Annotated in this window: 9 protein-coding genes and 1 tRNA gene; 9 read left to right on the plus strand and 1 reads right to left on the minus strand. The window is 60.8% G+C overall.

Annotated elements, in window-relative coordinates; all coding sequences use genetic code 11:
- Nucleotides 1-921: a DMT family transporter gene (locus BUA15_RS05240; protein ID WP_072714936.1), complete on the minus strand. Its 921-nt coding sequence runs from the start codon at nucleotides 919-921 to the stop codon at nucleotides 1-3.
- Nucleotides 922-1,031: 110 nt separating this feature from the next.
- On the opposite strand from BUA15_RS05240, the gene BUA15_RS05245 reads away from it, so the two are divergent.
- From BUA15_RS05245 to BUA15_RS05285, 9 genes are all read left to right on the plus strand, one after another.
- Complete coding sequence (locus BUA15_RS05245; RefSeq protein WP_072715168.1) at nucleotides 1,032-1,397, plus strand: MerR family transcriptional regulator; 366 nt, start codon at nucleotides 1,032-1,034, stop codon at nucleotides 1,395-1,397.
- Nucleotides 1,398-1,456: 59 nt separating this feature from the next.
- Nucleotides 1,457-1,530: transfer RNA gene (locus BUA15_RS05250), tRNA-Pro, on the plus strand.
- A gap of 682 nt (nucleotides 1,531-2,212) precedes the next feature.
- Nucleotides 2,213-6,742, plus strand: coding sequence for a glutamate synthase large subunit (gltB, locus tag BUA15_RS05255; RefSeq protein WP_072714937.1), 4,530 nt, complete (start codon nucleotides 2,213-2,215; stop codon nucleotides 6,740-6,742).
- Nucleotides 6,743-6,772: 30 nt separating this feature from the next.
- Nucleotides 6,773-8,251 (plus strand): glutamate synthase subunit beta, encoded by a 1,479-nt coding sequence (locus BUA15_RS05260; protein ID WP_072714938.1) that lies wholly within the window; start codon nucleotides 6,773-6,775, stop codon nucleotides 8,249-8,251.
- Between the two features lie 80 nt (nucleotides 8,252-8,331).
- On the plus strand, nucleotides 8,332-9,255 hold the full coding sequence (locus BUA15_RS05265; protein WP_245771929.1) for a homoserine kinase: 924 nt from the start codon (nucleotides 8,332-8,334) through the stop codon (nucleotides 9,253-9,255).
- Between the two features lie 4 nt (nucleotides 9,256-9,259).
- Entirely contained in the window at nucleotides 9,260-10,570 is a 1,311-nt protein-coding gene (gene thrC, locus BUA15_RS05270; RefSeq protein ID WP_072714940.1) for a threonine synthase, read from the plus strand.
- Nucleotides 10,551-11,279, plus strand: coding sequence for a hypothetical protein (locus BUA15_RS05275; protein ID WP_072714941.1), 729 nt, complete (start codon nucleotides 10,551-10,553; stop codon nucleotides 11,277-11,279). Before thrC ends, BUA15_RS05275 begins: the two co-directional genes overlap by 20 nt.
- A 252-nt stretch (nucleotides 11,280-11,531) precedes the next feature.
- Nucleotides 11,532-12,320, plus strand: a complete 789-nt coding sequence (locus BUA15_RS05280; protein WP_072714942.1) for an enoyl-CoA hydratase/isomerase family protein — start codon at nucleotides 11,532-11,534, stop codon at nucleotides 12,318-12,320.
- A 3-nt stretch (nucleotides 12,321-12,323) separates the two neighbouring features.
- A complete protein-coding gene (locus BUA15_RS05285) occupies nucleotides 12,324-13,136 on the plus strand; it encodes a phytoene/squalene synthase family protein (RefSeq protein WP_072714943.1) in 813 nt (270 codons plus the stop codon).
- Nucleotides 13,137-13,148 lie beyond the last annotated feature (12 nt).

Genomic DNA, 13,148 nt, shown 5'->3' on the forward strand with positions numbered 1-13,148 from the left:
TCAAGAAGGGAGCGGCAGTCGGCGGGCCCGACGCATCAGAAACAGGCCACCGATAATGCCAGCGCCTCCCAGCAGTTGCACCAGGGTGATGGGTTCCCCGAGCATCAAATAGCCGGTGATCAGGGCGACGACGGGAACCAGATTTCCGAAGGCAGCCGTATGGGAGGGGCCTACATGTCGGATGGCGTAGTTCCAGAAGGCAAGGGTCAGGCCCGTTGAAAGCGCACCTGAAAAGATTAAGGCGGCCCAGATGATAGCGTCTACTTCGGTCCACGTGACGGTGTCCAGGTAAGATAGTCCCAGGAGCGCCAGAATCGGGTAGGCCAGTAGCAGCCCGAAAAAGGTCAGGCTGGCTGGATCCATGCGATGCACAAAAGGCTGGCTGAGCGCTGTGTAGGCGCCCCAGGCCACGGCTGCCCCGGTCATCAGCAGGTTGCCCAGCAGGGTTTCGCCTGAAAAATTCAGGCTGCCGGGCCCATAGATCACGACGAGGGCAGTGCCTAGCAGCGAAAGCAGCAGACCGAACCATCCCAGCCGATTGAGGCGGTCGTAACCGCGGATCTGGCTGAGCATAGCCGTCCAGAGCGGTGCGCTGGCCATGATGAGGGCTGCGCTGCCCGAGGTGGTTAGATCAACCCCCACGATGAAGGCCAACTGGTAGACCACATAGCCCAGCAGGCCGAGCAGGAGAATGGCGCGGCCGTGGGTCCGAAGCGGTTCAAAGAAAGGGGTGCGGTTGCGCCAGTGCGTCCACGCATGCAGGGCACCCAGCACGAGCAATGAAAAGATGAACCGAAAAAGATTGACCACAAACGGGTGCATGGTAGCCAGGGCTACTTTGAGGATTGGAAAGTTGACGCCCCAGACCAGTACGTCAAACAGCAGGGCCAGCTCATACTTGAGGCGGGGATGGTGCGACATAGTCGCTTGGCGAATTCCGGCGTTCCTGGAAAGTCCCAAATATCCGGAAAGCGCCTTTTAGTTTTGATAGCTTCCCGTTAAATTTGCAAAAGCAGATGCGTGCAGGAACCATGCAGGATTCAGTGAAGGGATACAGCATTGGGGAGGTAGCCCGGCAGACGGGGTTGGCACCCCACGTGCTGCGATACTGGGAGACCGAGTTTGAAATGCTGCGGCCTCGAAAGGATGCCGCGGGTCGCCGGCGCTACTCGGAAGAGGATCTGGCGCTGGTCCGTGAGATTCAGTATCTGCTGCACGTGGAGCGTTATACGATTGAAGGTGCGCGGCGCGTGCTGGCGCGTCGGAGACGGCCGGAGCAGGCGGCAATGCGGGCCCAACTACTGGCACTGCGGGCGTTTTTAGTCGATTTGCTGCGTTATCTAGAAGGGCAGGATTCCTGTGAAGAGCCGGCAAAAGGGAACTCGGGGACCGATTGAGGCATTTGCAGCCCTTGCCTGACGGGAAAAGGTTGTGGTAGTTTGTAAGAGTTTCAGGTCGGGACGTAGCGCAGCCCGGTAGCGCACTAGCATGGGGTGCTAGGGGTCGTGGGTTCAAATCCCACCGTCCCGACGAGGCCCTACCCGGGAGCAGGGTAGGGCTTTTTCTGTTTGTGGGCGGCTTCTCTTTATACCGTTACGGCTTGTCCATCTGTGCGGCAATTTCCAGGAGTGGCTTCAAAGGTTCAAAGTGCTTGCGGGAGCAGGGAGTTTTGCTGTTTGGATGGTTAAAAGAGTAACAAAAAGTGTGAATAATGTATAAACAAAAAAGAAGAACTGTGTATAGTTGTCAATAAAATTAAAGAATAGTGATTGTTATCCCTAATAAATGAAAACAAAAAGGGCTTCCATTCCATTAAGTTTTAATGGAAGCGCTACCGACCTCCTTGTTTTTAATGGATTTGATGCTTGACGGGAGGGACTCTAAATGCGTTATTGCTCATCAACAGAACGCAATCAGCACGCTTCCAATTGACAGGAGGGCGTATGAATCACCTTGCTTCTCGTCGGTCTGACAGGTGGTGGGTTCCCGAAGACAACGGGAAGCAGGGTGGTGTGTGTCGGGCGTGCGCCAGGCGGTTTCGTGCTGTACGACCTTGGAGGGTGCCGGAGCTCCTTATCACGGCCCCTACGGGCCGCGTAGCAACGATTACTGCCTGAATCCTCCAACCTGGCGACCCCGGCTGCCTTTCCTCCTCTTTTGATACCATCCTACGATAGCAGCGCAGACCGGGGCGCCACAACCCCGGGTTGCGATGCGCCTGCAGAACCAGCGTTTCGAACAGCAGTCGCTGATCGACAGACAGACACATGACGCCTGTGGCGTCGGGTTTATCTGCACGTTGACAGAGGCTCCTTCCCACCGGATCGTACAGGAAGGCCTGCAGATCCTGGTGCGCTTAAGCCATCGCGGCGCCTGCGGCTGCGACGAGCGCACAGGAGACGGAGCGGGCATCCTGGTTCAGTTGCCTGATCGGTTTTTGCGGGAAGTGGCGCAGGCAGCCGGCATTCAGCTACCCGAGCCCGGTGCCTACGCCGTGGGTATGCTGTTTCTGCCCAGCGATCCAGAGCCACAGCAGGCCTGCCGGGATGCCTTTGAACGGTTGGTGCAGGCGGAAGGACAGCAGGTGCTGGGTTGGCGTCGCGTGCCTACCCATTCCGAGGTGCTGGGCGTGTCGGCGGCAGCCGCAGAGCCTGCCATCTGGCAGGTGTTTGTGCAAGCAGCTTCCGGGCTTGATGGAGAAGCTTTCGAAAGGAAACTGTTTGTTATCAAGCGCCGGGCCCGACACGTCATCTCCCATTCGGATTTTTACGTGGTCAGCCTGTCGGCTCGCACGCTGGTCTACAAGGGCATGCTGACGCCCGAGCAATTAAGCCAGTACTATCCGGATCTGACCGATCCACGCTTTGCGAGCCGGCTGGCTCTGGTGCATTCTCGTTTTAGCACGAATACATGGCCCCGCTGGCCGCTGGCGCAGCCCTTCCATCTGCTGGCGCATAACGGCGAAATCAACACGCTCCGCGGTAACATCAACGCGTTGCGCGCGCGAGAAGCCCTCCTGCGCTCAGAGCTGCTGGGAGATGATCTGGCCCGAGTGCTGCCGCTGCTGGATGAGACCGGCAGTGATTCGCAGATGCTGGACGCCATGATCGAATTGCTGTACCGGGCCGGGCGCTCGCTGCCGCACGCGCTGCTGATGACTATCCCCGAGGCCTGGGCGCACGACGACTACATGGACGATGCGCGGCGCGCTTTCTACGAATACCATGCATGTCTGATGGAGCCCTGGGACGGCCCCGCCGCCGTCTGCTTTACCGATGGACGCTACATAGGAGCTGTGCTCGACCGCAACGGCCTGCGGCCGGCGCGCTACACCATCACGCGCGACGGGCTCGTCGTGCTGGCTTCTGAAGTAGGCGTGCTCGACCTGGAGCCAGAACGGGTGGTCGAAAAAGGGCGGCTGCAACCCGGACGCATGTTTCTGGTGGACCTAGATGAAGGACGGGTTGTACGCGACGAAGAAATCAAGGCCTCGTTGAGCCGGCGCCGGCCGTACCGCCTCTGGCTGCAGACGCATCTCCGGACAGAAGCGCACCTGCCCGCAGCTCAGGTGCTGCCCCGCGCGTCTAATCCGGAGACGCTGCGCCAGCAGCAACGTCTGTTTGGCTACTCGCTGGAAGAGCTACGGCTCATCCTGGCGCCTATGGCCCAGAAAAAAGAGGATCCGGTAGGCTCCATGGGCGATGACACGCCCCTGGCCGTTCTCTCAGACTTCCCACGGCTGATTTATGACTACTTCAAGCAACTCTTTGCGCAGGTAACCAACCCGCCCATTGATGCAATTCGCGAAGTGCTAGTCACTTCGCTGCATACCTATCTGGGAGGGGAAGCTAACTTGCTGGACGAAACCCCCGAGCAGGCCCACCGGCTTCGTCTGGACCATCCCGTATTGACGCCAGAGCAACTGGCCCGCATCCGGGCCCTAGATGAGGAAAACTTGCGGGCTATTACGCTCCGCGCAACGTTCGACATTGCAGCAGGAGGGAAAGGACTGGTGGCTGCGCTGGAGGCCCTGTGCCAGCAAGCGGTTGAAGCCGTTCAGCAAGGAGGTACCATTCTGGTGCTTTCTGACCGGGAAGCAGGCTCAGGACAGGCGCCCATTCCTGCTGCGCTGGCGGTAGGGGCGGTGCACCACCACCTGATTCGCACCGGGCTGCGGGCGCGCTGTAGCCTGGTGGTCGATAGCGGTGAGCCCCGCCAGGTCCATCACCTGTGCGTCCTGGTCGGCTACGGAGCGGACGCTGTCTGCCCCTACCTGGCGCTGGAGACCGTGGCCGATCTGGTGCGCATGGGAGAAATTACCGGGTTGCACGTGCGCGAAGCCCAGCAGCACTACATCAAAGCGCTCTGCAAGGGGCTGCTCAAGGTGATGTCCAAAATGGGCATCTCGGTGTTTCAAAGCTATCGAGGCGCCCAGATTTTCGAGATTGTAGGGCTAAGCGCCGAGGTGGTCGACCGCTGCTTTGCAGGTACCGTGTCTCGTCTGGGAGGGGTGGGCTTCGACGTGCTGGCTGAAGAGGTGCGCCGCCGCTACGAGCAGGCCTATCCAGCCACTCCGGTGGTCCAGGTACCTGCAGATGAACTGGATCGGGGCGGCCTGTACCAGTGGCGGCGCGGCGGGGAGCACCACCGGTATCATCCGCTGACGGTAGCCAAGCTCCAGCACGCTGTTCAGAAGCGGGATCCAGAGGACTACGAAGCCTTTGCGCGGTTGGTCAATGACGAAAGTCGCCAGTTGTGTAAGCTGCGGGGGTTACTGGACTTCATCCCGGCAGCGCGGCCGATTCCACTGGAAGAGGTTGAGCCCTGGACGTCCATTGTGCGTCGCTTCAAGACCGGGGCGATGTCCTTTGGCTCGATCAGCAAAGAGGCCCACGAGGTGCTGGCAGAAGCAATGAACCGGATCGGGGGCAAGAGTAATACGGGCGAGGGCGGGGAAGACCCGGAGCGGTATGCTCCCGATCATCCGCGTCGCAGCGCGATCAAGCAGGTTGCCTCCGGGCGCTTTGGGGTTACCATTGGCTATCTGGCAAGCGCCGATGAGATTCAGATTAAGATGGCCCAGGGTGCCAAGCCAGGCGAAGGAGGCCAACTGCCAGGCGAAAAGGTTTATCCCTGGATCGCTCGCGTGCGCCACTCTACCCCATGGGTAGGGCTGATCTCACCCCCTCCCCATCACGACATTTATTCCATTGAAGATCTGGCGCAGCTCATTTACGACCTCAAGCAGGCCAATCCCACCGCTCGCATCAGTGTGAAGCTGGTGGCCGAAGCAGGGGTGGGCACGATAGCGGCCGGGGTCGCCAAAGGGGGAGCTGATGTAATCCTGATCAGCGGACACGACGGAGGCACCGGAGCCTCGCCAATCACCTCCATCCTGCACGCAGGACTGCCCTGGGAGCTGGGCCTGAGTGAGACGCACCAGGCACTGGTAGCCAACGGATTGCGCGAACGCGTCATCGTGGAGGTGGACGGACAACTCCAGACAGGGCGCGACGTGGCGATTGCGGCGTTGCTGGGGGCGCAGGAGTTTGGTTTTGCCACCGCGCCGCTGGTGGCTATGGGATGCATTCGCATGCGCAAGTGCCACCTGAATACCTGTCCAGTTGGTATTGCCACGCAGGATCCTGTGCTGCGCAAGAAATTTACCGGACAACCGGAGCACGTTATCAACTATTTCTACTTCGTAGCCGAGGAGCTGCGTCGGATTATGGCGCAGCTTGGCTTCCGGACCGTCGAGGAAATGGTCGGCCGGGTGGATCGGCTGCGCATTCGATCGACCAACCACTGGAAGGCTCGCTACCTGGACCTGCGGCCGCTTGTTCAAAAAGTCGAAACGCCCGAAATACTGCGGCCCTTCACGCAAAAGCTACCTGCGTCCCGCAACACATCCACGCTCGACGAGCGTCTCCTGCCGCGTCTTAAGCCAGCACTGGAACGCCAGGAGCCGGTTCGACTGCACGTGGCTATTCGCAACACGGACCGAACTGTCGGGGCACGCATCAGCTACGAAGTCGCTACGCGCTACGGGGAAAGCGGACTGCCCGAAGATACGATCTGGCTGGATTGTGAAGGATCGGCTGGCCAGAGCTTGGGGGCCTTTCTGGCACCCGGGGTGACGCTGCGCGTCATCGGGGAAGCCAACGATTACTTCGGAAAAGGGCTCTCCGGCGGCAAACTCATTATTCACCCGCCAGAAAATGCTGCCTATCCGGCCGAGACCAACATCATCATCGGCAACGTAGCCCTCTACGGCGCCACCTCCGGGGAAGCGTATATCCGGGGACGTGCTGGCGAACGCTTTGCCGTGCGCAACAGTGGAGCCCGTGCCGTTGTGGAAGGCGTGGGCGACCACGGCTGCGAATACATGACGGGCGGACGCGTGGTCGTGCTCGGACCTACCGGCCGCAACTTTGCCGCCGGCATGAGTGGGGGCATTGCCTATGTGCTGGACGTGGATGGTCTGTTTGCCGAACGCCACTGCAACCTGGAGATGGTTGAGCTCATGCCGGTAGTCGAAGAGGCAGATATCGCAGAGTTACGCGAAATGATAGAGCGCCATTACGCTTACACAGGCAGTCCAATAGCCCGCTGGGTGCTGGAGGATTGGCCGGATATTCTGGGCCGGTTTGTCAAAGTCTTTCCCATTGACTACCGGAAAGCACTCGAACGTCTGGCCCGAGAGCAGGAAGCCGCGGCTGTGCAACAACATCTGGCTGCCTGAACAATACCCTGTCGTTAAGCCAAACAGCATATGGGATCCCTGCGAGGTTTTATTGAAATTCCCCGCGAAAACCCTGAAAAACGACCGGTCGAAGAGCGGGTTCGGGACTTCCGCGAAGTTTACCGGCTACTGCCGGACGAGCGCGTGCAACGGCAGGCCGCCCGCTGCATGGATTGTGGCATTCCGTTCTGCCACGCCGGCTGTCCGCTGGGCAACGTAATCCCCGAGTTCAACGACCTGGTGTACCGCAATCGCTGGCGGGAGGCCTATGAGCGGCTGCGTGCTACAAATAACTTCCCAGAATTTACAGGACGCGTATGCCCGGCACCCTGCGAATCGGCCTGTGTGCTGGGGCTGATCGAACCACCGGTTACGATTGAGCAAATCGAATGGGCCATTATCGAACGGGCTTTTCGGGAAGGATGGGTGAAGCCCGAACCCCCAGCGCAGCGCACCGGCAAGCGAGTGGCCGTCATTGGATCAGGACCGGCCGGGTTGGCCTGCGCGGACCAGCTTAACCGGGCCGGCCACTGGGTTACCGTCTTTGAACGGGATGATCGCATCGGCGGCCTGCTACGCTACGGAGTGCCTGACTTCAAAATGGAAAAGTGGGTAATCGACCGGCGGGTCGCCATCCTGGAAGCGGAAGGCATTACTTTCCGCACCGGTGTACATGTAGGCCTGGACTATCCCGTCGATCAACTCCGACGCGATTTTGATGCGATTGTCATCTGCACAGGGGCTACGCAACCGCGTGATGTCAGGGTGCCCGGACGCGAGCTGGCCGGCATTCACTTCGCATGGGAATACCTGTGGCAGGCAACCAAACGGGTGGCCCACGATGACCTTGAAGCAGCCGGAATCCCCATCATTGACGCGGCCGGCAAAAATGTAATTGTCATTGGGGGAGGCGACACGGCCAGCGACTGTATCGGTGTAGCCAACCGCCAGGGAGCTCGTTCGATCACAAACTTTCACATCTGGCCAGCCCCTCCCAAGGAGCGAACGCCTGAAATGCCCTGGCCCTTTCATCCGCACCTGCTGCAGGTAACCTCCTCCCACGAAGAGGGATGCGAACGCGTATGGAGCGTGCAGACCGTTGCCTTTGAAGGGCGCCATGGCCACGTCGAGCGCGTCATTACCGTGGACGTCGAGCCTGGACCACCAGGCCCGGACGGACGGCGCACGCGCCGGGAAGTGCCCAATTCGCGCCGCGAATGGCCAGCTGACCTGGTGCTCATTGCTATCGGGTATGAAGGCCCTGAGCGGAGTCCCTTGCTGGAGGCCCTGGGGGTGGCACTGGACGAGCGAGGACGCGTCAAAGCGGACGCGCATTTTCAGACCAACGTCCCAGGCGTGTTCGTAGCGGGCGATGTCCATCGCGGCGCCTCCCTGGTGGTCTGGGCCATCTCAGAGGGACGAGAGGCCGCCCGGGGCGTTGATCAGTACCTGAGAGGGTATACTACCCTGCCTACAAAAGGCGAGGGAGATCTGCCCTTGCTCCGCTAAGCCAATCGCGCTATCTTGACTCCGGTATGGAAGCAGTAGCGTCGTCAATTTCTGTGGATTCTGATTGTCAGGGCAAGCGTGTGCGGGTCTGGGGCCCGGGTTCCCTGTCGAATCTTGGGCCTGGTTTCGACGCGCTGGGCCTTTGCATTCAGCATCTGGGCGACCGGGTCGAAGCCTGGCGCATCGAAACGCCGGGTGTGAGGCTGGTGGAAACCAATGGCCCGCCGGGATCCACCATCCCCTCCGATCCGGCTACGAATACAGCAGCGGTGGCCGCAGCCGCCGTGCTGCGCCAGGCAGGCGCCTCATACGGACTGGCCTTGCGCCTGCACAAAGGGTTGCCATCAGGTTCGGGACTCGGGGGATCAGCCGCCAGCGCCGTGGCCGGTGCCTGGGCTGCCAACTTACTGCTGGATCAGCCGTTGCCCAAGGAGGCGCTGGTCGAGGCCGTGCTTGAAGGAGAAGCGGTTGCCTCAGGCAGCCGCCATGGCGACAACGTGCTGCCTGCCCTGTTTGGCGGCCTCGTGCTTGTGTCGGCCAGTGATCCCACATGCTACCGGCGCATTCCGCTGCCCGCTCCACCTGCCATTGCCCTGATACTGCCCCGCGTGGAGATTCTGACGCGTTCAGCGCGTGACATGCTGCCCCGACGGGTGTCTCTGCGAGACGCCGTGCACAACGCGTCAGCCCTGGCCTTCCTGATCGATGCCTTTCGAGCAGGCGACTGGGAGACCGTGGGGCGCTGGATGATGGCGGACCGCCTGGTAGAGCCCGTGCGGGCTGCCCTGGTGCCCTGCTACGAAGCAGTCCGGCAGGCAGCCCTCGCTATCGGCGCGTTTGGGTGTGCGCTGACAGGATCAGGACCGGCCATGTTTGCGCTGGCCCGTGACGCAACGCATGCCCAACAGGTGCTGGCAGCCATGTGCGAAGCCTGCCAGGAGAGTGGAGTAGCAGTGAAGGGGTACGTTACCGCTGTTGATCTAGAGGGAGTGCGTCAGCTCTAAAGCCATGGCAACCGCAGAAGTTGTTCATTTTGTCAGCACCCGTGGAGAGGCCCCCGCGCTGACGTTCGACGCAGCATTGTTGCAAGGACTGGCGCCCGACGGCGGACTCTATATCCCCGAACGCATTCCCCAGTTGCCGCCTACCGTCTGGCAGCAGAAGCGGTCGTTTTCGGAGATGGCTGCCGACGTGCTCGCACGCTGGTTGCAAGGGGTCTTCTCTGAGGAGACAGTAGCACGGGTAACGGCCGAAGCCCTGTCCTTTCCCGTACCACTGGTGCCCCTGGGCGATGATCTGTACGTATTGGAGCTTTTCCATGGACCAACGCTTTCGTTTAAGGACGTGGGTGCCCGTACGATGGCGCGTCTGGCCCGCGAGCTACTGCGCCAGCGAGACGAACAACTGCTTGTGCTGGTGGCCACGTCGGGCGATACCGGGAGCGCGGTGGCCGATGGCTTTGCCGGCGTGGAGCGGGTGCGGGTAGGCCTGCTATATCCCTACGGCCAGGTGAGTCCGGTCCAGGAACGGCAACTGATTGTGCGGCGGCCCGGGGTGCAGGCCTTTGCAGTGCGCGGCACATTTGACGACTGCCAGCGGCTGGTCAAAGCCGCGTTTGCTGATCCCGACTTTGCGCGCGTGCGGCTTTCGTCGGCCAATTCTATTAACATTGGGCGGTTGTTGCCGCAGATGCTTTACTATATCTGGGCCGTGGCGACAGGAAACTTTGAGGAGGTGGTCTTTTGCGTGCCCAGTGGCAATCTGGGCAATCTGACGGGAGGCGTGCTGGCTGCGCTGAGCGGATTGCCGGTCCGACGCTTTATTGCCGCACACAACGCAAATGACTTCTTCCCTCGCTTTCTGGCAGGCGAGCAGGCGGCTTTTGGTCCCTCGCGCCGCACGCTCTCGAATGCGATGGACGTCGGCGCACCGAGCAATTTTGAGCGATTGCAGGCGCTGCTGGGAACGTCGATGCCGGCGCGCATCTGGGGCACCAGCGTCTCCGACGAGGCGACGCTGGCTACTATTCGACACATCTATGAAACGACCGGCTATCTGCCCGACCCCCACACGGCCGTAGGACTGGAAGCCGCCCGCCGCTACCGAGCGGCAACAGGGGATCGGACGCCGCTTGTGGTGCTGGCTACGGCGCATCCCGCCAAGTTCCCTGAGGTCATGCAGCAGGCGCTGGGGTTCAAGCCAGAGGCGCCGGAGACCCTGGCTCGGCTCTGGAAGCAGGACGTGTCGGTGGTGCATGTCAATGCCGAACTGGAAGCCCTGAAAGCATATCTTCTGTCTGATGTGGCTGCCGGGGCATGATCCAGCCAATGTGGCACCAGAAGCGCTGGTGCAGGCCGAACCTCTGGTGCTGACATTTGAAGGCTTCAGGCCGGAAGCGTTTGCAGCGCTTGCTCGATTGAAAGCGCATCCGCACATTGAACAGTACCGCCGGGAAAAGCCGCTGCTTCGGCGGTACGTGCAGGAGCCCTTTAAAAGGCTGCGTGACGATCTGGTGGCGAACTGGGTGCTGCCCAGTGCACTGGCGCTGGAAACAGAGCGCAACGTGTTCAGTCGCTTTCTGAAAAACGATTTCGGGGCAGGCGGTTGTTATGCCCACTACTGGATGGCATTTTACCGGAGAGGACGTCGGCGGCTGGCTGATGTGCAGCTCATTGTGAGCTTGCATGCCGATGGGATACGAGTAGGGGTTTATGCTGGAGAGCCAGCGCGCGCCGTGTGGCGGGCGGTGCGGGCGCGTTTGCCGGAGGCAGGCGAGGAGGTCTGGCGGTCGATTATTCCGTTATTGCAATTCAAGATCTATCCAAGAAAGGGAGAGGTGCGATGGGTGCGCGTGCAGGAGGACTTCCGCTGTTTATCGAAGCTATTAAAGGGAGCTGAAGGGATCTGGGCAGGGCGGGCGCTGTCACGGGCAGAAGTGTTGCACCAGGGACCCGAAATGGTCCACTGGATCTTGGAAACCTGGCGGATCGCCTGGCCCCTGTATCGTTTCTGCTGTGCCGTCAGTTGAGATGGCCATGGGATTCATGAGGTGGTGAGATGCTTGAAGCGGTATCAGGTTGTGAGCTTATCGACCTTTGGTGTCTGGACGTATAGCAAGTTGATCTCATCAGATCTGAGGGCGCAGGTAGCACTGGCGTTTCAGGTAGGCAGAGGAATTCGATGAGGGCAGAAGGGGACACTTCTAAAGGGGCCGTTATTGCATCATAAAAATCGGTGGAGTATCATAGAGCAATGGGTTCAGGCATATGGAGATTAACTCATGGAGTTGGTACACGTGCAGATTGAAGGGCCAGTGGCCACGCTGACGCTGAACCGTCCCGAGAAACGCAATGCGTTAAGCGGAGCCCTGGTTACAGCGTTGCGCCAGAAGCTGACGGCTGTGGCCGATCACGCGGAGGTGCGCGTAGTGGTATTGACGGGGGCGGGCAAAGTTTTCTCAGCCGGAGCGGATCTGGCGGAGCTGGCTCGACTGCAGACGGCAACGACCGAAGAGAATCTGGCCGACTCAGAGCGGCTGGCTGCGCTATTTCGGCAACTGGCGTACTATCCGAAGCCGGTGATTGCCCGATTGAACGGCCATGCTATTGCTGGTGGATGCGGACTGGCCGTCGCCTGCGACTTTGCCATAGCAGCAGCCGGTAGCAAACTTGGCTTTACCGAGGTGCGCATAGGCTTTGTGCCGGCTATTGTAGCGACGTTTGTGCTGCGCCGGGTAGGGGAGACGGTTGCTCGCGATCTGCTCCTGCGCGGACGACTCATAGAAGCCGAGGAAGCCGTTCGGCTGGGACTTATCCACCAGGTAGTGCCGGGCGAAGCGCTGGACGCTACCGTACAGGCCCTTGCCCGGGAGCTGGCCACGGAAACCAGTCCGTCGGCGGTGGCAATGACGCGCCGGTTGCTGGCAGACCTGCCTGGCTTAAGCCTGGATGCTGCGCTGGCTTATGCCACGCGGGTCAATGCACTGGCGCGCGGGACGGCCGACTGCAAGGCGGGCATTCGTGCGTTTCTGGAAAAACAGGATCCACCCTGGCGTAAACCGGGCGACTGAGCCATGGCGCTGATCCGTCCGTTCTACGATAAACCCTGGCCTGGTGCGTTGCGTCCGGCCGCCCAAGCCCTCTGGCACTGGCATCTGGCGCTTCGCAGACCGAACATGCCGGTCGGGACGGTCGAAGAGCTCCAGGCGTTTCTGGAGATTGAGGCGCGGCGAATGCAGGAAGGAAAAGCGGTTCGGATCGTTCCGGAAGAGATATGGCAGGCCGCCTGGAAGACAGCGGAGCAACACCAGCTTCCTGTTGCGCTGCTGGCTGCGCAGGTGCGCTGGGCGTGGGTATGGAGGGGACCAGCGCGTTTCTCGGAAGCTGCCGTACTGGAGACTTTTCTACACGACTTTGCTGGTGCACATGGACGATTGCTGGCGCGGCTGGCCGGGGTGGGCACGCGTTTCCATGATCCCCAGATTGATGCGCTGGCAGCCGGATTTTTTCTGACAGATCGGCTGACGCGGCTGCCGCGCGATCTGGCCGCCGATCGCCTGTTCATTCCGCTGGATGATCTAGAGCGGGCTGGCGTATCGGTGGAGCTGTTGCAGCGCGGAGCGGACAATCCAGCTGTTCGGCGGTTGCTCTGGAAACAGGTGGTGCGTGCGCGAGAAGCGCTGGCGCGCGGACGCGCCCTGGTACACGAGCTGCCGCGGCGTTACGCTCGGGCACTTCGGCATGAGTGGATGCTGGCTCTGGAAGTGCTGCGCACTATTGAGCGGCGCAACTACGACGTCTGGCGCGGCCCTGTTCATCTCTCCCGCTGGCAGCGCTTGCAGGTGGCCTACCAGGCACGCTTCTCTCGAGTAGCCTTTCGCACATGACCCCAGCCATCT

It is taken from the genome of Rhodothermus profundi, assembly GCF_900142415.1.
Classification (GTDB): domain Bacteria; phylum Bacteroidota; class Rhodothermia; order Rhodothermales; family Rhodothermaceae; genus Rhodothermus; species Rhodothermus profundi.